This is a genomic window from Dolichospermum circinale AWQC131C, assembly GCF_000426905.1.
GTDB lineage: Bacteria > Cyanobacteriota > Cyanobacteriia > Cyanobacteriales > Nostocaceae > Dolichospermum > Dolichospermum circinale.
Window position 1 is genome coordinate 40,375 of the sequence record NZ_KE384607.1, and the last position, 23,291, is coordinate 63,665.

A 23,291-nucleotide genomic window follows, 5' to 3' on the forward strand; every position below is an offset into this window, starting at 1 on the left:
ATACTATAAAATACCCCATACTAAAGTTAGTATGGGATATAAAACAACAGGTATCCGAAATCATTGATATTGATAATGTAATCTACCTTTCTCCTGCGGTGACGAGTTGAGATAAATCTCTGTAATTAGGACTATTCACAGAAGTTGGAATATCAGCTTTTGTTTTTTGTTTACTAGCCGTTCCCAATGCAGAAATTTGACGGTTTTCTTTAATTAATCGGCTGTAGGTACGTTGAGGAATATAATGGATCGGATTATAACCAATATAACGTAAAATCAGCACACAAGCCCAAGAATACCGACCATCAGCAATAGCCTCGATGATATGATTGAATTGTTCAGGAGTGATAACACTATGAAAATCTTTCTGAGAATAAGAAGCTGAATAGTTCATAACTAACCCTGATTTAATCTTGTAGGACTGAAATGTAAGAGGTTGTAATAACTGAGAATAGAGAATCTTTTAGTCAAAATTAATCAGACCTTGATGATCAAACTTGGGAACTTTTATCCTGATTTGATCAGTCTTGTAACTCATGACTTCTAATGCTCTAAATCCCAAATTACAGCCAGAAATTCATGGGATATCGGATATCACACCGTTATATACAGATGATATGCAAAGAATTTAATTCTCTTGGTAAATAACCTTGATATCTAAGTTCGAGTATAGCGACAACTTTTCGATTGAATATCAATATTATTTGTGGTTATTAGAGAATTTTATTAATTTTCTGTGAGGTTTATTTGCAAGTGGTTTACATTCAAATAACCCTGTATCTGTGAATTAATTAGTGGTTTTGTAATTTTTGTTATACCATGGGCAATTTTTTATCTAAATAGATTAGATTCGGATTGAGTGTATAAATTGCTAAATTCCTAGTATTTTATGCCTAATTCCATTTGTTGGTAAGGAATAGAAAATACAGCTACTCTAATTATGACACTATTTAAATAGTCATACAACATTGAAATATCTCCTGACATTTGCTATCTACATTTTTGTAAATACCCCTTGTGACACTATTATATGTAGAATACTATTTTTTCAGTAACTAGTAAGCCAATTTGGCACTTTGTTTATCTAAACAATAGAAAAAATGTGAGGTTTAAATTGTTTACTAAATGACTGTTTAAATAGTGTCATAACGAGTATTTACAAAAATGTAGATTAAAGGTAATTCAATGTTGCATGACTGTTTAAATAGTGTCATAAGGAGTATTTACAAAATTCTAGATTAGAGGTAATTCAATATTGTATGACTGTTTAAATAGTGTCATAAGGAGTATTTACAAAATCCTAGATTAGAGGTAATTCAATGTTGTATGACGATTTATTTTCCGTTATTTTTAATCATCTGGCTAAATTAGTTACACCTGATCACCAAATACTCAACCTATTAAAGCAGCCGAGAAGATGATTATCAAGGTTCTGAGGAATTGAGCAATATTTATATATGTAATATTTGATTCTTTTGTTAATAGACTTTTAAAAAAAATGTCATATCTCCACAATTTTGACCGCAGATGTCTATTTTAGGAACAGTCGCAAATTTACAAATTAAGGCGTTGCTGATTTGATGTATGAACATGATTTTTGATGATTTCAAAACCCTTGTAGAGACGTTCCATGGAACGTCTCTACATTAAGGCTACGCACATTTAATTTCTAGAGATGTCTAATGAGTTATCACAATCTGAATGCAACCGTTACAGGCCAAACATAGTCAAAATTGCAAGTATTGTTATATTTAACTAAGTTAATCAAAACCTATTCTTATTTAGGGATAATTCATGAATTACCCCTACTTTGCATAAGTTCCTAAGATATTTAATGTTCAAATAAGTCTTTGAATTGTAATAGATCTAAGGCGACAATTGTGGATAAAGTTTGAAAACATTCTTGGGCTAGTTGCCAACGCTCTTCCCGTTTTAAGATAACTGAAAGTTTTTGCTGTATACTCAGTAGGTAACGCACATCATTAGCAGCGTAACTTAATTGTACATCAGATAAATTACTAGCATTGCCCCAATCAGAACTCTGGGCGCTTTTATCCAATTCTACTTTTTCTAGTTCTAATACCACGTCTTTTAAACCATGACGATTTGTATAAGTACGTGCTAATTTACTAGCAATTTTAGTACAAAAAATGGGCTGAACAAAAATGTCTAAATTGTGCCTTAAAGTAGCCATATCAAACCTAGCAAAGTGAAAAACTTTGATGATATGGGTTGCTTCCATAAGTGTTTTTAAATTAGGTGCGGCTGTTTGTCCTCTAGATATGCGAATAGCAGTAACTTGTCCTTCCGGGTTACAAATTTGCACTAGACACAAACGATCTCGTTGTGGTAAAAGTCCCATTGTTTCTGTATCAACAGCGATCGCTGGAGCTTTTAAATACTCAGAAAGAGCAGCATCAGTTAAATCACCGTCACCAACTTGAAAATCCTGTAACATCATGAAGTTATCAACTATAAATTATCTTTATTGTGCCAGATCATAATACTGTTTTTAACACTCCAGTCAAAAAGGCAAAATTCATAAACCGATTTATACCTCTTATCAAACCAGAGGCATCTTTTAAAATTATTATTAATAATACCATTACCGAAAAATCTCTTTTCCTTCGCGCCTTTGCTCCTTTGTAACTGGGCGCGAAATATAATTCATACCACCATTATCCAACGAATAATTCTTAATTGCGCCCTGGGACTTTAGCGTTTAAAAATATTTGTGTTAGATAGACTTGGCCTTGCTCATTAGTAGCCACACCAACGCCAGTCAGATTATATTTACCCTGAAGATTCTTGAGATGTCCAGGACTTTTTAACCAGCCAGAAACCGCCTCATTTGCAGGATTGCTATATCCCGTATTGTAAGCGACATTTTCCGCTGCACTGCTGTATTTAAGAGGAATAGCCATAACGCGCTGTTCAAATCCTTGATGACTAAAAGGAACTTTACCACTAGCCATATTTTGACTATGAATTCTCGCTTGCTGACTAATCTTTTCGCTTAAATTTAACTTTCCTAGTCCCCGTTTTGCTCGATATTGATTAATTTGAGTAAAAACTGATTTCTCTAAATTATTAGTTTCAAAACTAAAATTAGATATTTTGGCTTGACTTGTCACAAGTGATGAACGCTGATATCGGCCAGTTTGTTTAGCAGAACTATTATCTGGATTAGCAGCAGTCATATATCCACTAGCAAGGACAAGCGTACTTAAAGCGATGCCAAAAGCAGTTTGTCTTAACATGAGGTTTAAATTAAGTAATGTATGGATTTATAGGATATATACCCTATCTTCTGATGATCGGAATACTTACCAGGATACTATTTACCAAATATAAACTCAAGAATCATCGAATTTTCACAATTTCAATCAGTTATCTGGATAATACTTTTGTTTATTGTCATCGCGTAGAGCAGCCATATTTTGTCTTAACAGAGAATCGGTTTTGTCAATGCTATTTACACTACACTACTAATTAAAATTAAAATAGGTGATAAAAAATAGTATCCAATGATAGATGTCATGGATACTAATATTTTATAATCTACAAACACTAAAACCCGCACCAGCAGCGGAAAGAAAGCTTGTCAGCATGATTGATCACCTTGGAAAATAATTGCTTGGGGGGATGAAATTACTCACAAGTTCTTTTGATCTTGTATTCCTAATTCTCCCCAACTGTACTTAATGAATTAAGAACTTAGCAGCAGTTTGTACATCCTTGTCACCTCTTCCAGAACAGTTGATGATGATTTTGGGACTACCAGCAAGTTGTGGACAAAGAGTTTCTAAATAGGCGATCGCATGAGAAGTTTCTAATGCTGGTATAATACCCTCTAATTTAGATAATCTCTGAAATGCCTCCAACGCCTCAGCATCGGTAACGCTATAATATTCAGCGCGACCACTATCTTTCATATAACTGTGTTCTGGACCTACACCAGGATAATCTAAACCAGCACTAATAGAATGTGGTTCAATCACCTGCCCATCCTCATCTTGCAAAAGATAACTCATGGAACCATGTAATACACCCACTGTTCCTTTCGTGAGTGTAGCAGCGTGTTTACCAGTAGTTACACCTTCTCCAGCGGCTTCTATACCAATCAAACGTACCGACGGTTCTGGAACAAACTCGTGAAATAGTCCCATAGCGTTAGAACCACCACCCACACAAGCCAAGAGAATATCAGGTAAACCGCCCCATTTTTCCATAGCTTGAGCGCGGGTTTCTTCACCAATTACAGCATGAAAATCCCGCACCATCATCGGGTAAGGATGGGGACCTGCCACAGAACCCAGGATGTAATGGGTAGTTTCTACGTTCGTTACCCAGTCCCTAATGGCTTCAGAAGTGGCATCTTTGAGAGTTCCCGTACCAGCAGACACTGGACGAACTTCTGCCCCCATCAACCGCATTCTGAACACATTTAAAGATTGGCGTTCCATATCGTGAACACCCATGTAAATAATACATTCTAAACCGAAGCGGGCGCAAACTGTAGCGGTCGCTACGCCATGTTGTCCTGCCCCGGTTTCCGCAATAATGCGCTTTTTGCCCATACGCTTTGCCAATAATACTTGACCAAGGGCATTATTAATTTTATGTGCGCCAGTATGATTCAAGTCTTCACGCTTCAAATATATTTGCGCTCCTGTACCATCAGGACGGGCATAATTTGCGGTAAGGCGTTCTGCAAAATACAAAGGTGTGGCACGTCCGACATAATCACGCAATAAACCTTGTAATTCAGCTTGAAAACTAGGTTCATGGCGATATTGCTGATATGCTGTTTCTAACTCAGCTAAAGCTGGCATCAGGGTTTCTGGAACATATTTACCACCAAAGCGGCCAAAACGTCCTAGAGTATCGGGGACTAAAGCAGTTTGTGAGAAATTCAGAGAGAGGGGTGTAGTAGTCACAGATTAGATAAAATGTAAAATTAGAGAACAAAGTTAATTTTAATTCTAGACTTATTGAGAATGCTCTCTTCGTCTAGTAGCCAATCTTTACCAAATTTCGCTACATTAGGAGAATGTACACTTATGGGAATTTTCAATGTCAGCACAACTGTTACTGGTAGATGACGAACCAGGGTTACGGGAAGCCGTTAAAGAATACTTACAAGAAAGCGGTTTTAGGGTTCAAACTGCCAGTAATGCCCGTGAAGGTTGGGACTGGATGCAAGAGAACACCGCTGATTTAGTGATTTCTGATATTATGATGCCCCAGGTGGATGGCTATCAGTTCCTCAAACAACTGCGCGATGATCCCCGTTTTCAAGCCTTACCTGTGGTGTTTTTAACTGCTAAAGGTATGACAGGGGATCGCATTCAAGGCTACAAAGCGAGTGTTGACGCTTATTTACCCAAACCCTTCGACCCTGATGAATTAGTGGCCATAGTCGAAAATTTATTGGCTCGTCGCAGCGCTCAAACCTCCGCTTCTGGGGAGGAGAACGAAACTCCAAATCTTGCCGAATTGGCTAATCAAATCGCTCAAATTAGAATACTATTAACTCATAGAAGTTCTATATCCCAATCCCCAGCCCCTTTTAAGATAGATTTGACTCCTAGAGAGCAAAGTGTTTTAAACCTAGTAGCCGAAGGATTGATGAACAAAGAAATTGCTCGACGCTTGGAAACAAGTGTCCGCAATGTGGAAAAATATGTGAGTCGTTTATTTAGTAAGACTGGTACTAATAGCCGTACGGAGTTAGTTCGTTTCGCGCTAGAACATGGCCTAGCTAAGTAAACCACGCGGACGATGGCAGTTAATTGGTAAGTAAATGGTAAAATGCACCTGGATAAATAATTTTTTCTCAGGAAATAGTAACACCCTGTGACAGATTACTAGCTAGAATTTTCCTGGCTGGTGAATATTGATATCACAGTGATATGTAGACCCAATTTCATGTTTCCAACCCAACTGATGATTGGCAAAAACCGGTCCAGACCTCTGAAAAGGTTAATCTTCAAAGCTCTAAATCAGGTTGGTGATTATGCAAAATTACAACGATTACTATTGTGGAATAGTATCGGAAAAATTGCGTAAGCGCATGAGTTGGCGACGCATTTGTGGGGAGGCCTTAAACTCTGATATTTCCTGAGCTTTTACGGATGCTTGTAAGGTTTCTAAAAATTCATCAGACCCTTCCGTTAAAGCTTCTAGTAATACTTGTAACAGTTGCTCTCGATCGCTTAACAGACTTTTTTCTTCAATTAGGCGGAACTTGAGGTGAATTTCACACTCATAAACACCGACTTCAAGATGATTGATTTGGCGCGGTAATGCTTTGGAGTTCATAGTTTTCAAGATTCCTCTACTTATTGGTCATACGGGTGATGGACTAGATCTCCAGAAAAATTACTTATACTTTCCCTATACTTTTGTAAATTGAAAGTTTTTGAAGATAAGAATTTTCCCACGTTTGAGATTTTGATAGCTTGGGCGGCATGGCCATATTTTTATACATTTCTACATCAATTCTCCAACGCCAAATTGGCATTCTATGTGACTCCCCCTGTCTTTTTTTAGCTATATGTTACTGTTTTTCGATGTTTCTTTATCAGTTATGGCTCATGGAGGCCATGAACTATTATTGAGTTTTTGATCTGTTATCCCATAAAGTTTTTGTAAAAAACTAATTAGTCCTTGTTAAAGTTTTTTACATCAACTTGTTCAAAACGTCAAGAAATATTATTATCTTTATTTTTGCTACGTTGTCATACTTAAATAATTGTCATCAAGATGCTCCTTTGATCAAAGCAATTTATAATTATAGGAAAAGCTACCCCATGGGGTAAAAACTAAAAATTTTGCTCAAGTCACTATAATATCAAGTACATATACATCATAAAAAAGCAGGATCAGCAAAAAGATCAAAAAATGTTGTGTGAACATTCACATACAGAGAAAAAATCAATTGCCAAAATTCTCAGCCCCACCAAGGCCTAAACGTCTGTATTATTGTTACAATAATTGCAGTGTAATTCAGCCAAACTCTTACACCCTCATGGATAACCCAATGCTGCTTAAGTCCACAACCCGTCATATTCGCATTTTTGCGGCGGAAATGGACTCCTATGAACTGATTCCCAGTAATCAAGTCTTGACACTAGACGTTGATCCAGACAATGAATTTAACTGGAACGAAGATGCCCTACAAAAAGTTTATCGTCAATTTGATCAACTGGTAGAAGCATCTAGTGGCCAGGACCTAAGCGATTACAACTTACGTCGCATTGGTTCAGATTTAGAACATTATCTGCGATCGCTTCTCCAAAAAGGTGAAATTAGCTACAATCTCTCTAGTCGCGTTACTAACTACAGCATGGGACTACCTCAAGTTGCAGTTGTAGAGAATCAATAAACTTAGTACATATCTACCTAGCCCTGGCGAATCTAATTCGCCGGCTATGTTAAACTTTGGTGATAAGTTGAAAATTAGTTCTGATATAGCTACATATTCCCAGTACAATAGCATTTATGATTGGGCTGTGGGTTAAAAAAAATATAGGCGGTATCATAAGCCGCTACCAAATACTGTTAAAAAAAATGCCAATTGCAGAACCGGTGGGAAAACTATGGAAAATGATGCGGTAACGCTCTGCTGCCCAAATGAATATTGTCAATTTGCTAATCCCCTCACCCACAAATTTTGCGAGAAGTGTTCCACACCCTTACCTAAGCGTTACCTCTGGGCTGTGGGGGATGATTTCAGTCCAAGGGATCCTGGATCTATTCTAGCTGATCGCTATTTAGTCATTAATAAATCTATACTTTTAGATATCAAACCTGGGTTATTGCCCCAAATCCCTGAATTAGAGGATTTAGGGAAAATTAGACCTTATCTGAAATTAATTCCCTATCGTCCCCATATACCCCAAGTTTATGGAATCCTCAATTTAGGTCATGGGCAGCCCGAAACAGAAATATTGTTATTAGAAAAACCGCCATTAATAGTTGATCCGAGTATTACTAAAACAAGTCTGTGCATCAGTTTAGATGATGCCTGGACTGAAGCCTCATCAATTCGCCAAATTCATTGGCTATGGCAATTAGCAAATTTATGGCAACCATTGATCGGACAAGGTGTAGCATCAACACTTTTAAATGGTGATGTATTGAGAGTCGAAGGTGTATTAGTTCGCTTATTAGAACTGCGTTTTGATAGAGAAAACACACCGACATTATCTCAATTGGGAGAATTTTGGCAGCAACTCCTCAAAAATGCCAAACCAAATATTGCTCCTTTTATGCAAGAAGTGTGTAAGCTGCTGATGGAGGGAGAAATTAAGTCATCAAGCGGATTAATTCAAATTTTAGATCAGGGATTGAAGCAATTAGCAAGATTCCAAACAACTACTATTAAAATTTATACTAAAACAGACTCAGGTCCAGTCCGTCAACGAAATGAAGATGCTTGTTACCCTCCGGGTGACACTTTGATGACTAAACTGCCCCAGAATAACGCCCTGGCAATTGTCTGTGATGGTATTGGAGGACACGAGGGAGGTAGTGTAGCTTCTAATTTAGCAATTGAAACTATTGTCCAAGAAGTCAAAGAACTGATTCCAGTTACCGATGATCAAATAAATCCCTCAATGCTACTTTCTCATTTAGAACAAGCAGTAGCAACCGGTAATGACAAAATCAGCCAACAGAACGATAGCGAACATCGTCAAGGACGACAACGCATGGGGACAACTGTTGTCATGGCTTTACCTATGACCCATGAAATCTATATTACTCATGTCGGTGATAGTCGTGCCTATTGGATTACTCGTCATAATTGTCATCAAATTACCTTAGATGATGATGTCGCTTCCCGTGAAGTTCGTTTAGGTTACGCGCTTTATAGAGAAGCATTGCAACACAGTGGTTCTGGATCCTTAATTCAGGCTTTGGGAATGAGCAAAAGTAGCTCATTACACCCCACATCACAACGCTATATTATTGATGAAGATGCTGTTTTCTTACTGACATCCGATGGTTTGAGCGATTTTGACCGAGTGGAAGAATGTTGGCAATCAGAAATATTACCTATTTTGTCCGATAAAAAAAGTATAGAAAATGTTGGACAACGACTGATAGAAGTTGCTAATACTAAAAATGGACATGATAATGTCACCATTGCTTTAGTACATTATGATGTGAAATATTCTGAACCAGATTTAACAGTTACAGTAGATATTTCTCAGGTTTTAGCTGACACAGAATCAGATCCATTAGATGATCACCAGAAAACTCAAGTGATGACGGAAAATAAGACCGTTAAATTTTCGGCATTATTACCAATATTCTTAGTTGTGATTGTGGGATTAGGATTAATATCTGGTTTATTATTAGCAAACAAGTTGAAACAGCAAGTTATTAAATCAGAACCACAAACAACTTCTTCTCCTACCACACCAGCTAGTCAAATACAAACTGAAGAGGGAACAGGAAAGAGGGAACAGGAAAGAGGGAACAGGGAACAGGGAACAGGGAAGAGGTAGGAATTTTAGCAATTAGCAATTACCAGTTACCAGTTACCAATTAGCAATTACCATGTCCGGTCTGAATTTAGCGATCGCCCGTCTAGTCAATACTGGTACAGATAACTTCGTCATTTGGGTAGTTAAAGCTCCCTATCCCAGTGGCTATGTTCTCCGTGATTGTGTTTTTTCCGCCGAACTTAATCAAGTTTGGCAACAATGGCGACAAATGTTTGCCAGTAATAGTCCGCTAGATATTACCCATGCTTTAACTTTTCCATCAGTTAGCTTATCCCCATCTGAAATTTCAGCCGTGGAAGGTCAAACTACCAGTCCTTACAGTGTGCGTTTGATGCAATCCTTGGGGATCAAATTATGGCAGTGGGTATTTGATGGAGTGATTCTTAGTAGTTGGGAACGTAGCCGGGGTATGGCTACGGGTCAAAAAAGGCAATTACGCTTTCGTTTGGAAATCCGTGATCCTGACCTAATTGCCTTACCTTGGGAAATTATGCAGCCCAAAGCCGGACAACCGGCTATATCTCTAACCCAGGATATTTTATTTAGTCGTACCAGCAATGAAGTTGAACCTTTATCACATTTACGAACTGATAAAGCTTTAAATATTCTGGTTGTGTTAGGACGTGATCATAAATTACAACTAGATCAGGAAGCGTCCTTACTGAAAAAGATCTTATTAGAAGATCGTCCTGTGGGAAAAACCGCCTCAGAATATGCACCTTGTACAATGAAAACACTGATACAACCTACTAGGACAGAGTTAATTCAGGAGTTAGAAACCAAGGCTTATAATGTTTTGTTTTATGCGGGACACGGACTACCAGACCCAGATGGAGGCTTATTATTTTTAGGAACTGGAGACAAAATTAATGGCATAGAATTAGCTCATGTCCTCACTCGTACAGGTGTAAAACTGGGAGTTTTTAACGCTTGTTGGGGAGCGCGACCAGCAGCAATCAATGATCAAGTTATACCTGCGAGTAGTTTAGCAGAGGTGCTGATTCGTCATGGTGTACCTGCTGTATTAGGGATGCTTGATGAAATTACTGATACAGAAAGTCATAGTTTTATTAAAGCTTTTGCGGAAGCACTACGACGGGGCAAATTCATTGATGAAGCAGTAGCAACCGCGAGACAAGAATTATTAACACTGTATAAATTCAATCAACCAGCTTGGACATTACCAGTTCTCTACCTCCATCCTGATTTTGATGGAGAACTGATTAAAAGCGTAGATGAAGGAATTACAGAAATTCCCGATTCTCGCATATATTCGCCTGTAAAGACAGCTTGTATGCGATCGCTCTCACCCGGAGGGAAAACTTGGTTATTAGGTCCTGGAGTCACCCGCATTGGCCGCACCAGGGATAATGATATTGTGATCCCGGAAATTTATATTTCTAGACACCACGCGAAGATATTATGCCGAACTACCCTAAATGAAAATACATTGAGTACAATTTATTACCTACAAGATGTATCTACTTATGGAACTACCTGGTATTTAAGCCCCAACGGTTGGCAACAGATCCTGCGAGAAGAAGTACCTTTAACATCGGGAATGCAGTTAATGTTTGGTAGTGCTAAAGGTGAAATTTGGGAATTTATTCGTGAATAATATCAATAAATTATTGAATTAATACGAAAACTTAATTCTTGAGGCTGTAGCTATCAACAAGACCGAATGAATAATGACAGGAAAATGAAAAATATTAACGACTTCAATGCTCTCGATTTAGAACTACTAGAAGCACTGCTAGAATCTGAAGATGCTGTTTACCCATGGAATCCGGCTGATGTAGCTTCAGAGGATTATTTTGATGATTTAGAACAACAGTTTAACTGGCAGGATTTCTCAGCCATAGAACTGATGGAAAGTGCCAATAATTTTTATCTTAATTTAGATAAGATTTGGCGGGAAACTGCGGTTGAAACTGAGTTTGAAACTGAAAATATTAGGAATAATACAGGTAATGATCTGCAAAAAGCTTTGTCAAATGCTTTTTCGGTGATCCCTGAAGTCTTACTCACAAAGATCGCGCAAAAAGCTACTCAACTGTTGATGGTAGAAAAATCAGCCAGTGAAAAACTAGTAGAATGTGTACAAACTTTATTACCCAATTGGGACAGAGACGATCTATTTGTTTTAGCCCGTCCTTTTGCTTATTATATGCGAAGTGGTGAATCAGATAAATTGACATCTGTAATCAAAAGCTTGGAGAATCGAGATTGGTCCAATTTATCAGAAATAGAACAAGCTAAAATTAGTTTAGCGATCGCTAATTATGCTCTAGAATATCTTTCAACATCTAACCCTAGACCCTGATTTTCCATAGTTTATTTTGGGTCAAGAAAGCGGGTAGCAAAGTTTTGTGATCTGGTTGGTGATAATACTCGTGCTTTGAGAATAGCAGCCATTAAAAAAGCATAAGATAAAACACCAACTACGACCAACAAAAAAGCATTAATAGAACCTGTAGCATTCCATAAAGCGTGAAGTCCAGAGGCACTCAAATAACCTACTGAGAGAATTTGCTTTCCTCTGAGGGGTTTTAACACAGCCAAACCAATAAAATAGCCTAGATAACCACTGTAAGCCATGTGTCCAGCCACAGATCCTAAAATGCGGGGAATTAGTAGCTGTAAACCCACCAACTGACCAGAATTTTCAGAAATTAAAGGTACATATTGACCAAGAGTTTCCAGTAAAGTAAAACCCACAGCGGAAGCCGTACCTAAGAGAATACCATCTAGAGGTTCCCAAACCCCAATTCGTTCTCGCCAGGGTGATGGTAATAATTTTCCTATCAGATAGGCTGCTAATACTGGTAATATTTTTAGCAACTCCTCCATTAATCCTGCCCCAAAAAACATCCGTACTAGTAATTCGGTAAAGGTAATCTCATTTTGAGATCCAGGGTTCAAGGAGCCAGGTAAGATATCTCGGAACACTTTAATAAATAAATGTAACAGAGGACTGAGTAAAATTAACATTGTACTCAATGCTACAGCTAGAAGTACCCACCAAGGTTTAGGTTTACCACAAAGTTGATAAACAAAGTAGTAAGCCGCAAAGGCGATATAAGATCCTACAATTACTTGATTGGCTTGGGGATGACCTACGGTAGCAAACATCAGCACGACAAAAACTACCGTCAAGATTCCCGGTATTAAGTAAGCTTTCCGGGTTAAGTCCTTACCAGTGGAAATAATCGGAAATAATTGTGTAAAGCTGACAGAATCTTGCTTGGAAGAGGAATTGGGGCGATTAACAGAGGATAATACTGTAGCTTTATTCAGGTCTATCATCTTTGGTGGAGGAGTAATCTCATACTCAAAGATAAATTGTGGTCCATCAGTACCCAGGGAAATGCGATCGCCCATAAGTAATTCTTGACATCCTTCTAAGTGTTCTCCGTTGACAAAAGTCCCATTGGCGCTATTCAAATCGCAAATTATCCACTTATAATAGCCATTCCTTTGTTCAACACTGGAAACTACCGCATGACGACGAGATACCATCCGGTATATCATGGCATCCAAGACAATTTGGCAGCTAGGGTCACGCCCAATTACCATTTCTTTGCCAGTAAGCAACCAGTAGCGAGATACTGACTCTGAAACTTCAACCGATAGCTCGCGTGGCGCAGTCGTTTTCGCCACCAGCCGCAGAAATGCATTCTGTGGGCAACCACGGGGGGTTGCCCCTACTTTTTTGCCTGTCATCTAGTTAGTGAGGGTGTCTAAACAGATTCTCTAGCTTTATGGGAGCGTGGCTGAGGGCTAAAGCAATGCTAGGCGTTTTCTATTTTGTACTTTAGCTCTACAGCTGCACCATTGCTAAATAAATATACTATAGCTTCACTAACCTTCCCTTTGTTTCCACTCAAAATACAAAATCAAAACAGAATTTACACAAGAATATGCAAATAGGTGATAGTAAAAAACTGCATAAGCCAGGATGTCAGATCCCCGACTACTAGCCCAAGGAGTATTCTAGAATAGTCCTGATTTAATTTTCTTTTCTAGAATTACTACTCCGAATTATCAAATAACTAATTGATAAGGAAAGAATAGCAATACCTAAGCCAATAATTTCTATACCTTCAGTAACTTTCAAATCAAGAATAATAATTTTTCGAGCAATAGCAATTAAAGAAGTAACAATAACTAACTCGACTTGTAGAACGTGCTTTTTCAGGTAAGCCGTGATATTCTCTAATATTTCTAAAGCGATTAAGACATTAAGAAATAAGCCAAAAGTTTTAAACAATGTTTGACTAAAACGACCTTCCTCTGGAGAAAGTATTTCATTAAAAACAAAGATTGCCAAGTCAAGAAGTGTGGCAAATATTACTACTATCATCAATAAAGATAGCAGTTTTGAAACTATTACCTCGAAAATTTCAATTATGTGTATGAAATTTTTATCGCTGGCAAGTCCTAGAAAATCCTTAATTAACTTTCTCATGGGGCGCTCCTTTTTAAAAATTAGGAATAAATAAACAAAAATCCCATAGATAAATCTAGGGGATAAACAATTAAAAATTAAAAATTCACCAATTAAAAGTTTTTGAAGTTTCTTAATTTTAAACTAGTGGGAAACTTTTCTGTTTTCCAGAATATTTAAAAACATAATCATAACGATTGATAATCGCCTATGACTTGAATTAGTTATCAGTTAAATTAGTGTATGAGCAACAGCTTACCATAGGGACGATTGAAGTTGATAACTTTTAATATTAGATTTTACAGCAATGGGGATTAATTGCACAGCACAGGCCTTTAATTCTGGTTGCAGGGAATCAGGACAGGCTTCTGAATGAGTAAGCGTATTAGCTTCAGCGTCATCAGCCCATAGTTTACCCCAGTGCATAGGGACAAAGACAGTACCCGGAGAAATAGCTTTTGTAATTTTAGCAGGGAACTTAGTTGTACCACGACGCGATCGCACTTCTAACCACTGATTATCAATAATACCTAAACCAGCAGCATCACGGGGATGAATCTCAATAAATGGTTGGGGGTGTAGTTTGCGAATTTTCTCAATTCTGCCAGTGCGTGTTTGTGTGTGCCAATGACCGTATAATCTACCAGTAGTTAATATAAAAGGATAGTTGGGATCAGGTGGTTCAGCGAGTCCTTGAGAATAATACGCACCAAATCTAGCGCGTCCGTCAGGAGTATGAAAACGTAAATTAGTATATAGACGTTTAGTTTCTGAATTACTACCCCGTGAATAAGGCCAATGAGTTGGACCTTGTGCAGCTAAAAACCCATGACTTAAACCCGACATATCACAAGGACGCTGACGAGTTAACTGGACAAATTCCTGATAAACTTCCGCCGAATTTTGGAAATTAAACTTATCAGCAAAACCTAATCTTTTTCCCACTTCTGCAAAAATTTCCCAGTCAGGCTTTGCTTGTCTGGGTGGTTCACGAAAAGCCGAACATAGAGTTACCCTTCTTTCCGAATTAGTCATAACTCCAGTTTTTTCACCCCACTGGGACGCAGGTAATAAAACATGAGCATAAGCTGATGTTTCTGTTGGGTAATAAGCATCTTGATAGATAGTAAAAGGAGATTTTAATAAAGCTTTTTTAGTCCGTTCTAAATCTGGCATACTCACAGCCGGATTAGTAGCAGCAATCCATAATAAACCCACATTTCCAGTTTCTAAACCAGTGATCATTTCCCAAGCAGTCAAACCCGGAACAGGGGAAATTTGACCTGTTTCTAAACCCCAAAAAGCCTCAACTTCTGCGCGGTGCTGTGGATTTTTTACTAACCGATAACCTGGTAATAAATGTGATAAACCTCCCGCTTCTCTACCACCCATAGCATTAGGTTGACCAGTCAAAGAAAAAGGACCAGCACCAGGTTTACCGATTTGTTTGGTCATCAAATGTAAATTAATAATAGTTCTAACTTTAGCCGTACCTTCTGAAGATTGATTAACACCCATTGACCATAAAGAAAGTACAGATTTTGATTGCCCCCAATATTTAGCAGCAGTTTCTAAATCTTCAACACTAATACCACAACTATTAGCGAAAACCTCCGGTGAATAATGGCGAATTACTTCCGCATAAGCCGGAAAATTGCTAGTACAATCATCAATAAAAACCGGATCTATATAATTCCATTTCATTAATAAATGGGCAATACCATTTAATAAATCAATATCTGTACCTGGACGAATAGCTAAATGTAAATCGGCTGCTTCTGCGGTAGGAGTGCGCCGAGGATCAACCACAATTATTTTAACACGACGATTTTTTTTATGATATTTTTCCAAGCGATTAAAAATAATTGGATGACATTCCGCCGTATTTGTGCCAATTAAAAAAGCACAATCAGTTAATTCCAAATCATCGTAACAACAAGGAGGACCATCAGAGCCAAAACTTTGAATGTACCCAGATACCGCACTAGACATACACAACCGGGAATTAGCATCGAAATTATTAGTTCCTAAACAACCTTTGAGTAACTTTTGAGCAATATAATAATCTTCAGTTTGGAATTGTCCAGAACCGTACATACAGATAGAATCTGTGGCTTGATTTAATCGCAATGTTTGAATCCGTTGGGTAATAATATCAAAAGCTTCATTCCAACTTACCCGCCGAAATTCTTCATTTAAAGCATCGCGTACCATAGGATGATACAATCTATTTTTATCCAAGGATTCAGCAATAGTTGCACCTTTAACACATACCATTCCTTGACTGGAAGGATGGGTTTTATCACCTCTAACTCGCCAAATGGGAATTCCTTGATCATCTCGATTTGTGGCTTTTCCATGTTGGGCCGGTGGAGAAACTTCTAAACCGCAACCAACACCGCAATAAGGACAAAGTGTTTTAGTAAATTCTGTCATAATATTTGCAGGTTTAAAAAGTTATTTCGCGCAAAGACGCTAAGGAGCAAAGGCGCAAGGTTATGATAATGATAAACGAACCACAGAGGCACAGAGGACACAGAGATAATTTTATAAGAGGAGAAATATTGTTAATTTCTAGTTTTTATCTTCTTACTTTTGCGCCTCTGTGTGAGATAATTATTCTTCTATTAAAACAGATTGGTGATTAATTATTTCTGCTTCATTTTCATTATCTGATGCAAATGAATCTTTTGGCTCTTTCAGGAAGAATCCACACATAAAGGCGCAAATCATGGCGGCTATTCCCATTGTGGCAAATAGGGTTGATGGGTCTGTTAAGCTGTAGATTGTTAGATAAACTACGCCACCAAAGTTACCGTAAGCACCAACGTTTCCGGCTATTTGTCCGGTTACTTCTTTTTTGATTAATGGGACTATTCCATAGGTTGCACCACAACCAGCTTGAGCAAAGTAAGCAGCAAACATTGTGACTGCAATTGCGAGGGGAATAGGCCAATCTTTGTTGATGAAATGTGCCATTAAGTAACCAATTGCAATCCCAGCGGAAATAATGGTCATTGTCCATTTACGCGAACCTAATTTATCAGAAATTAAACCGCCACTGGGACGAGAAAATAAGTTAAGAAACGGATAAATAGATGCAATCATTGCAGCAAGAACGTGTTCTAAGCCAAAGGTTTTTTCAAAGAATGCAGGTAGCATGGAAACCGCTGCTAGTTCTGAACCAAAGTTGGTAATGTAGGTAAATTCTAATAATGCTACTTGTCCAAATTGATAACGTTGATTTGCTGGGTAGGTTTTTTGTCCCGTTAATAATTCTTGATTGACTTGATATGCTTGGTAAGTTTGATAAGCAAATAATCCTGCTAAGAAAATCCAAACTATATACATTTGGCTGAGTGTGAGAAAATGAATTTTCTTTTGTTCTAAGCGCCAAGCTAATAAACCCAAGGCGAATATTAAACCAAAATTAGAAACAATCATCGCCCAAAAACTTTTGATGGAAGTTACTTCTAATGAGCCATGTTTCTTGGGTTTCTGATAAACTTTACCATGGGGTGTATCTTGCACGCTTTGATAATAGAATAATCCGTAAATTGCGGTAATAATTCCTGTTAATGCTATCGTTAAACGCCAATTTGATAAACCACCATCTAAAAAACTAGTTGCAATTGCAATTGTTGGTAATGCAAATTCTGCTCCAAATGCTCCAAAGTTACCCCAACCACCATAAATACCTTGAGCAATTCCCATTTCTTTCGGAGGAAACCACTCGGCTACCATGCGAATACCAACAACAAACCCACAACCAACTATTCCCATTAATAAACGACTAATTACTAATTGGTTGAAGTCTTGGGCTAATGCTGTGGCTAAACAGGGAATAACCGCAAACATTAATAATAGGGAATAGGTGATTCTTGGACCGAATTTATCCAATAACATCCCAATAATAATCCGCGCGGGAATTGTTAATGCTAGGTTACAAATTCCTAAGGTTTTAATTTGTTCTGGCGCTAAATGTAATTCTTTACCAATTGTGGTTGCGAAGGGTGCAAAGTTAAACCAACAAACAAATGTTAAGAAAAATGCAAACCATGTCTGATGTAAAATCCGATAACGTCCCTGAAGCGAAAATAGTCCTTTTAGCATTTTCTTTGCTCACAAAATAATTGAAATATTGGTTATGACAATCAATTGACAATGATTAAATTGCCAAAATTAATGCTTTATAAAACGCGGATAAACGCAGATAAACGCAGATGATTTGATATCTAGTTTATGAGGTTAAGCTATTGCTGATTCTCGTAATTTTGCACCAAAGTTGTGAATAAGTAAATCTCTTAATATGGGTTGTAAGTCTTCGCAAGGAATACCTTTTTGAACACAAGTTCCTAAATGTGCATCTTTCCCCGCTGTTCCACCCATATAAATATCCACACCTTCTAACATTTGCCCATTTTCACGGACTTTAGTTCCCATTAAGCCAATATCTGCTACTTGGGGTTGTCCACAGGAATTTGGGCATCCTGTCCAATGAATTCGCACTGGACTTGATAAGGTTAATTCGGATTCCAATGATTTAATCATTTCTAAGGCGCGATTTTTGGTTTCTATTAAGGCAAAATTACAAAATTGTGCGCCAGTACATGATACCAATGATCCCATTAATAGGCCGGGGTTAACTGCAAATTTCTCTAATATACTTTCTGCACAAAATTGTGTTAACCTCTGATCAGGAATGTTGGGGATAATAACATTTTGCTCGACGGTAAATCGGATTTCTCCACTTCCGTAAACTTCCCCTAACCGCGCAATTTCTAACATATCATGAGCGGATAATCTCCCCACGGGAATATTTAAACCTGCGTAGTTAAATCCCGCTTGTTTTTGCTTATGTATTCCTAAATGATTCCGTTTGTCCCAGTCAATTTCATCTTTTGCTGCTGCGGGTAATAATGATTTACCAAAACGCTTTTCTACTTCAGTGCGGAATTTTTCTATACCCCACTCATCAAGTAGCCAAATCAACCGGGCTTTTTGTCTGTTTGCGCGTAAACCATGATCTCGAAATATCTCGACAATGACTTTGGATAAAGATACAACATCAGCCGGTAATACCCAAACATTTAAAGGAATGGCCGCTTCGCAACGTTTAGCAGAAAATAAACCACCGACAATGACGTTAAAGCCAAAGACTGGTATTTGCTCTTGATTTGTCAAAAAAGCGGGAATAAAGGCTAAATCGTTAATTTCTGCATGAACTGAATTATCTCTTCCCCCAGTAATTGCAATGTTAAATTTCCGAGGAAGATTACTAAATTCTGGATTACCTTCACCGTTGTTAGTCAGCATATCCTGGATTTGCTGGACTAATTCTCTGGTATCATATAATTCATCTACGCCTAAACCAGCTACAGGATCACCTGTAATATTACGGATATTATCCATCCCAGATTGGATAGTAGTCAATCCGACTTTGTTAAATTTATTAAAGATATCTGGAATATCTTGAATTTTTATGCCGCGTAGTTGTATATTCTGTCTAGTGGTAATGTCAGCGCTGCCGTCGTCACCGTAACGCTGTACTACCTCTGCTAAAACCGATAATTGATTGCTAGTGAGAATACCATTAGGTATCCGCATTCGCATCATGAATTTACCGGGGGTCACTGGACGGAAGAATACACCTAACCATTTTAGGCGATGGTTAAGGTCATTTTCGTCCATTGCTTCCCAACCGATTTGTGCGAACTGTTCTATTTCGTTCTTAACCGCGAGTCCGTCTTTTTCGGCTTTGAATTTCTCAAATTTATTCAGTTTTTCTGTGGTAGCTGCTGTATCTATCATAGTCTTTTCTCGGCAGACAGGACTTAATTAACTGTGTACCCTTTCATCACTTCTGTATTTACCACTTTGGGGAAATAACTGATAGTAGTTTCCTGGTTTGTGTTTGTAACAGTTGCGATATTGATAACTTAGTGCGATTTTTTAGAATAATTCGTATACTAGGTTACTAAAATCAAGTTTTTTTGCAAAAAACGGATATAGTAGTTGCTTTAATTGCATGGAGTAGAAGTGTGTTTTTCTAGATGAGCTTGTATAAATTTCTACGATTTTGTGTATGATGATGAAAATTTATCTCATGTATAAATGCTTCTAAAAAAGGAAATAAAAGCTTTAAGGTTGTTTGATTGGACTAAGCTGTTACGCGGCTAAATTGTATAACCTAAATATTTTTAGGTATTGTGGCATAGACATCTTGCTTATCCACTTTATACAAGTTAAATGCACAACAGCTTAAGATATTAAAATGCAAAACTGGGATTACTTTGGCGGTATTACAGCAGTTACCGGTATTATGAAGTACAGACATTAAGGAAAGCTAAACTTGCTGTAATAGCTGTAATATATTAACTGGTGATAAATGAGGTATTATTAAAAGCAATTATGAAACGTCGTGACTTTATCAACTGGGTGGGGTTGGGTTTTTTAGCTAGTTCCCTACCTGTAGCAATTGCGGCTTGTTCTCCTGAAACAACCGCAGCACCTAGTTCTACATCTAATACTGCTACAAAAGGCTGGCAAAAGGTGGGTACTGTGGCACAATTAGACAAAACTGGTCAATTATTGGCGGAAAATTCGCCAATTGGTGCAGTATTGGTGGTGGGAACATCGAAAGATGTTAAAAGTTTAATCGCTGTTAATCCTACTTGTTCTCATGAAGGTTGTACCATTGACTGGAAAGCAAAAGAAAATAAATTTGTCTGTCCCTGCCATGGTGCAGAGTTTGCTCGTGATGGTAAACTCAAACGGAGTCCTGCTAAAAAGCCCCTGAAAACTTACCAAACAAAGATCGAAGCTGGTTCTGTGTTCGTGAAAACAGTTTAAGATGTTCAGAAACCCTCCAGGGTTTCTGACGGAAAACCTTTTTCAATCATCTTTATCAGATATATCAGAGTAACTAATCACTTATTAGCTAGTATTTCCACTAATTTATTTCTATAAAGTAAATACTAAATGAAAAATTAGTTAAATTAAAATTATACTGAAAACGGGTTAAATCCGTTAAGTTTATTATGTATCATCAGGCTAAATCAAAATGCGTTTAGAGCAGTTGCAAGCCTTTTTGGCGATCGCACAAACTGGCAGTTTTCAACAAGCTGCAAAACAATGTGGTGTGACTCAATCTACCATTAGTAGACAAATTCAGGGACTAGAGGCAAATTTGGGGGTAGAACTGTTTCACCGCAGTACCCATGCTAAACTAACTTTAGGCGGTGAACGCTTACTCCCCCGTGTCCAGAAAATTTGTCAAGAATGGGAATCTGCTACACAAGAGTTAACGGAGTTAATCGGAGGAAAGCAACCAGAATTATGTATTGCAGTTATTCATTCTGTTTGTGCTTCTTATTTACCACCAGTGTTACAAAAATTTTGCCATGATTACCCAGAGGTACAATTGCGGGTAACTTCCTTAGGAAGCGATCGCTCGCTAAAAGTTCTCAAAGATGGTTTAGTAGATTTAGCAATTGTTATGCACAATCGCTTTTTAATCACAGGCAAGGAAATGGCGGTAGAAGTGCTATACGATGAACCAATAGAGGTTTTAGTCGCAGCTAATCATCCCCTATCTGAATATGAATCTATCCCTTGGTTAGAATTAGTTCGCTATCGTCAAGTAGTATTTAAAGAAGGTTATGGGATGCAGCGTCTCATTCAGGATAAATTTGAAAGTAAGTCAACCAAACTCAGCGCGGCTTTAGAAGTAAATACCTTAGAGGCCTTTCGGGGAGTAGTTCGTCAAGGAGAACTGATTGCTTTACTTCCCCAGTCAGCATTAATAGAATCTAGAAATGATCCTACCCTTGCGGTTCGTCCCCTAGCCGAAAATAGCAATTTAGCCGATAATTCTGGTTTGACTCGTCGGGTAGTAATGGTGACCACTCACGACCGTCTCCAGATTCCTCCCATACAACACTTTTGGCAACTTGTCAAGAATAATATTCCCGCAATGACAACTGACTAATGACTAACTTTAGAGAATTTATCCAAAAAATAGGTAGCGGAAATCACACATCAGAAAATTTAACCCGTGATGAAGCGGCTACTGCTACAAGAATGATGTTATTAAATGAAGCTACACCTGTACAAGTTGGTGCATTTTTAATTGCTCACCGTATTAAACGTCCCACGGGAGCAGAATTAGCAGGAATGTTAGACGCTTACTATGAAATCGGTCCCAAGTTGCAATCAATAGGACAACCTGTAATTATTTTAGGTATACCCTATGATGGCAGAACTCGTACTGCACCGATTAATGTGATTACGGCTTTACTATTAGCTGCTGCGGGACAACCTGTAATTATGCACGGAGGAGATCGTTTACCGACAAAATATGGTCTACCTTTAATCGAAATTTGGCAAGGTTTAGGAATAGATTGGACTAGTTTAACACTAGAACAAACCCAGCAGGTCTTTGAAGCCACAGGAATTGGCTTTGTTTACACCCCAAAGCATTTTCCCCTCAATCAAATTTTGTGGTCATATCGTGAGCAATTGGGTAAACGTCCACCATTAGCAACCATGGAGTTAATTTGGTGTCCCTACGCTGGTGATGCTCACATTATTGCTGGTTTTGTTCATCCCCCTACAGAAGCAATGTTTCAAGTGGCTTTAGGGTTACGTGGAGTCAGGAAATATACTTTTATTAAAGGTTTAGAGGGTAGTTGTGATTTACCACGCGATCGCACAGCTATTATTAGTTTATCTTCATTAAATCCAGATGAATTAACTCGGTTACAACTCGTACCCCGTGAATATGGTTTTATAACTAAAAATGTGCCTCTAACTACTACAGCAGAACTAATCAATGATTTGCAAGGGGTTTTAACAGGAAACGCCGGCGAAATGCTGCAAACAGCTTTGTGGAATGGTGGTTTTTATTTATGGCGTAGTGGTATTTCTCCAAATATGCAAGCAGGTATAGATAAAGCTGCTACATTAATCAGCAGTGGTGTAGTCAAGGCTAAACTTGAGGAAATCAGTACGGTGATGTCTGATAGCGAAGCGTGGCGTTAGCCATATCAGGATATCCAGGATGAAAGGATTTTCTCGGCTCTACAATCTTTACCGGATATGTCTATTATATAGCTATAATATGGCGATCGCTATGCTACACACAAGTTCTCTAACAATGGTGCGTTACTAATCGCTAACACACCCTACTATAAATAATTTAAGATAGTTCTTCCTTATCAAGATGAGGATAACATATTTCAAATCCTTTGTCAATACCTAAAAAGCAAATTTTTCGCGGTTTTTTTGCGTTTTGTGATAATTGTAGGTTGGGTTAAGCGACA

At 38.0% G+C, this 23,291-nt stretch carries 18 protein-coding genes; 8 read left to right on the forward strand and 10 right to left on the reverse strand.

Annotated elements, in window-relative coordinates:
* Positions 1-82 precede the first annotated feature (82 nt).
* The 4 genes from ACIR131C_RS0109675 to trpB form a co-directional block, all read right to left on the reverse strand.
* Positions 83-394, reverse strand: a complete 312-nt coding sequence (locus ACIR131C_RS0109675) for a HetP family heterocyst commitment protein (protein WP_028084302.1) — start codon at positions 392-394, stop codon at positions 83-85.
* Between the two features lie 1,437 nt (positions 395-1,831).
* Positions 1,832-2,461 (reverse strand): ribonuclease D, encoded by a 630-nt coding sequence (locus ACIR131C_RS0109680; RefSeq protein WP_028090032.1) that lies wholly within the window; start codon positions 2,459-2,461, stop codon positions 1,832-1,834.
* 235 nt (positions 2,462-2,696) lie between these two features.
* Entirely contained in the window at positions 2,697-3,260 is a 564-nt protein-coding gene (locus ACIR131C_RS0109685; protein WP_028090033.1) for a CAP domain-containing protein, read from the reverse strand.
* Positions 3,261-3,701: 441 nt separating this feature from the next.
* A complete protein-coding gene (gene trpB, locus ACIR131C_RS0109690; RefSeq protein ID WP_028090034.1) occupies positions 3,702-4,940 on the reverse strand; it encodes a tryptophan synthase subunit beta in 1,239 nt (412 codons plus the stop codon).
* 136 nt (positions 4,941-5,076) lie between these two features.
* On the opposite strand from trpB, the gene ACIR131C_RS0109695 reads away from it, so the two are divergent.
* Positions 5,077-5,772, forward strand: coding sequence for a response regulator transcription factor (locus ACIR131C_RS0109695; RefSeq protein ID WP_028090035.1), 696 nt, complete (start codon positions 5,077-5,079; stop codon positions 5,770-5,772).
* A gap of 267 nt (positions 5,773-6,039) precedes the next feature.
* Here ACIR131C_RS0109695 and ACIR131C_RS0109700 read toward each other — a convergent pair whose 3' ends face one another.
* The gene (locus tag ACIR131C_RS0109700) at positions 6,040-6,324 is read right to left on the reverse strand and encodes an Npun_R1517 family heterocyst differentiation transcriptional regulator (protein WP_028090036.1); all 285 of its coding nucleotides are present in this window, start codon (positions 6,322-6,324) and stop codon (positions 6,040-6,042) included.
* A 709-nt stretch (positions 6,325-7,033) separates the two neighbouring features.
* Between ACIR131C_RS0109700 and ndhM the strand changes: the two genes are divergently transcribed.
* From ndhM to ACIR131C_RS0109725, 4 genes are all read left to right on the forward strand, one after another.
* On the forward strand, positions 7,034-7,390 hold the full coding sequence (gene ndhM, locus ACIR131C_RS0109710; RefSeq protein ID WP_028084296.1) for an NAD(P)H-quinone oxidoreductase subunit M: 357 nt from the start codon (positions 7,034-7,036) through the stop codon (positions 7,388-7,390).
* Between the two features lie 214 nt (positions 7,391-7,604).
* Entirely contained in the window at positions 7,605-9,518 is a 1,914-nt protein-coding gene (locus tag ACIR131C_RS22360; protein WP_081677182.1) for a PP2C family protein-serine/threonine phosphatase, read from the forward strand.
* A gap of 52 nt (positions 9,519-9,570) precedes the next feature.
* Positions 9,571-11,136 (forward strand): CHAT domain-containing protein, encoded by a 1,566-nt coding sequence (locus ACIR131C_RS0109720; protein ID WP_028090037.1) that lies wholly within the window; start codon positions 9,571-9,573, stop codon positions 11,134-11,136.
* Positions 11,137-11,220: 84 nt separating this feature from the next.
* The gene (locus tag ACIR131C_RS0109725; protein ID WP_231395434.1) at positions 11,221-11,844 is read left to right on the forward strand and encodes a hypothetical protein; all 624 of its coding nucleotides are present in this window, start codon (positions 11,221-11,223) and stop codon (positions 11,842-11,844) included.
* A gap of 11 nt (positions 11,845-11,855) precedes the next feature.
* Here ACIR131C_RS0109725 and ACIR131C_RS0109730 read toward each other — a convergent pair whose 3' ends face one another.
* The 5 genes from ACIR131C_RS0109730 to ACIR131C_RS0109750 all read right to left on the reverse strand — a co-directional run bounded on the left by ACIR131C_RS0109730 (position 11,856) and on the right by ACIR131C_RS0109750 (position 19,779).
* Complete coding sequence (locus ACIR131C_RS0109730) at positions 11,856-13,244, reverse strand: PrsW family glutamic-type intramembrane protease (protein ID WP_051347524.1); 1,389 nt, start codon at positions 13,242-13,244, stop codon at positions 11,856-11,858.
* A 286-nt stretch (positions 13,245-13,530) separates the two neighbouring features.
* Positions 13,531-13,989, reverse strand: a complete 459-nt coding sequence (locus ACIR131C_RS0109735; RefSeq protein WP_028090040.1) for a phosphate-starvation-inducible PsiE family protein — start codon at positions 13,987-13,989, stop codon at positions 13,531-13,533.
* 234 nt (positions 13,990-14,223) lie between these two features.
* Complete coding sequence (locus tag ACIR131C_RS0109740; protein WP_028090041.1) at positions 14,224-16,404, reverse strand: molybdopterin oxidoreductase family protein; 2,181 nt, start codon at positions 16,402-16,404, stop codon at positions 14,224-14,226.
* Between the two features lie 180 nt (positions 16,405-16,584).
* On the reverse strand, positions 16,585-18,081 hold the full coding sequence (locus ACIR131C_RS0109745) for a NarK family nitrate/nitrite MFS transporter (RefSeq protein ID WP_028090042.1): 1,497 nt from the start codon (positions 18,079-18,081) through the stop codon (positions 16,585-16,587).
* Positions 18,082-18,216: 135 nt separating this feature from the next.
* A complete protein-coding gene (locus ACIR131C_RS0109750; protein ID WP_028090043.1) occupies positions 18,217-19,779 on the reverse strand; it encodes a ferredoxin--nitrite reductase in 1,563 nt (520 codons plus the stop codon).
* Between the two features lie 600 nt (positions 19,780-20,379).
* Here ACIR131C_RS0109750 and ACIR131C_RS0109755 point away from each other — a divergent pair.
* The 3 genes from ACIR131C_RS0109755 (at position 20,380) to ACIR131C_RS0109765 (ending at position 23,010) form a co-directional block, all read left to right on the forward strand.
* Positions 20,380-20,820, forward strand: a complete 441-nt coding sequence (locus tag ACIR131C_RS0109755; RefSeq protein ID WP_028085073.1) for a QcrA and Rieske domain-containing protein — start codon at positions 20,380-20,382, stop codon at positions 20,818-20,820.
* A gap of 211 nt (positions 20,821-21,031) precedes the next feature.
* Positions 21,032-21,958, forward strand: a complete 927-nt coding sequence (locus tag ACIR131C_RS0109760; protein WP_028090044.1) for a LysR family transcriptional regulator — start codon at positions 21,032-21,034, stop codon at positions 21,956-21,958.
* Positions 21,958-23,010 carry an anthranilate phosphoribosyltransferase family protein gene (locus ACIR131C_RS0109765; RefSeq protein WP_028090045.1) on the forward strand — a complete coding sequence of 351 codons (1,053 nt, stop codon included), beginning with the start codon at positions 21,958-21,960 and terminating at the stop codon, positions 23,008-23,010. The genes ACIR131C_RS0109760 and ACIR131C_RS0109765 overlap by 1 nt, the downstream gene beginning before the upstream one ends.
* Positions 23,011-23,291: the final 281 nt, after the last annotated feature.

Bases quoted from the DNA above. Each gene is read 5' to 3' on its own strand.
- ACIR131C_RS0109675 (WP_028084302.1), bottom strand. From the start codon at position 394: ATGAACTATTCAGCTTCTTATTCTCAGAAAGATTTTCATAGTGTTATC.
- ACIR131C_RS0109680 (WP_028090032.1), bottom strand. From the start codon at position 2,461: ATGATGTTACAGGATTTTCAAGTTGGTGACGGTGATTTAACTGATGCT.
- ACIR131C_RS0109685 (WP_028090033.1), bottom strand. From the start codon at position 3,260: ATGTTAAGACAAACTGCTTTTGGCATCGCTTTAAGTACGCTTGTCCTT.
- ACIR131C_RS0109695 (WP_028090035.1), top strand. From the start codon at position 5,077: ATGTCAGCACAACTGTTACTGGTAGATGACGAACCAGGGTTACGGGAA.
- ACIR131C_RS0109700 (WP_028090036.1), bottom strand. From the start codon at position 6,324: ATGAACTCCAAAGCATTACCGCGCCAAATCAATCATCTTGAAGTCGGT.
- ndhM (WP_028084296.1), top strand. From the start codon at position 7,034: ATGGATAACCCAATGCTGCTTAAGTCCACAACCCGTCATATTCGCATT.
- ACIR131C_RS22360 (WP_081677182.1), top strand. From the start codon at position 7,605: ATGGAAAATGATGCGGTAACGCTCTGCTGCCCAAATGAATATTGTCAA.
- ACIR131C_RS0109720 (WP_028090037.1), top strand. From the start codon at position 9,571: ATGTCCGGTCTGAATTTAGCGATCGCCCGTCTAGTCAATACTGGTACA.
- ACIR131C_RS0109725 (WP_231395434.1), top strand. From the start codon at position 11,221: ATGAAAAATATTAACGACTTCAATGCTCTCGATTTAGAACTACTAGAA.
- ACIR131C_RS0109730 (WP_051347524.1), bottom strand. From the start codon at position 13,244: ATGACAGGCAAAAAAGTAGGGGCAACCCCCCGTGGTTGCCCACAGAAT.
- ACIR131C_RS0109735 (WP_028090040.1), bottom strand. From the start codon at position 13,989: ATGAGAAAGTTAATTAAGGATTTTCTAGGACTTGCCAGCGATAAAAAT.
- ACIR131C_RS0109740 (WP_028090041.1), bottom strand. From the start codon at position 16,404: ATGACAGAATTTACTAAAACACTTTGTCCTTATTGCGGTGTTGGTTGC.
- ACIR131C_RS0109745 (WP_028090042.1), bottom strand. From the start codon at position 18,081: ATGCTAAAAGGACTATTTTCGCTTCAGGGACGTTATCGGATTTTACAT.
- ACIR131C_RS0109750 (WP_028090043.1), bottom strand. From the start codon at position 19,779: ATGATAGATACAGCAGCTACCACAGAAAAACTGAATAAATTTGAGAAA.
- ACIR131C_RS0109755 (WP_028085073.1), top strand. From the start codon at position 20,380: ATGAAACGTCGTGACTTTATCAACTGGGTGGGGTTGGGTTTTTTAGCT.
- ACIR131C_RS0109760 (WP_028090044.1), top strand. From the start codon at position 21,032: ATGCGTTTAGAGCAGTTGCAAGCCTTTTTGGCGATCGCACAAACTGGC.
- ACIR131C_RS0109765 (WP_028090045.1), top strand. From the start codon at position 21,958: ATGACTAACTTTAGAGAATTTATCCAAAAAATAGGTAGCGGAAATCAC.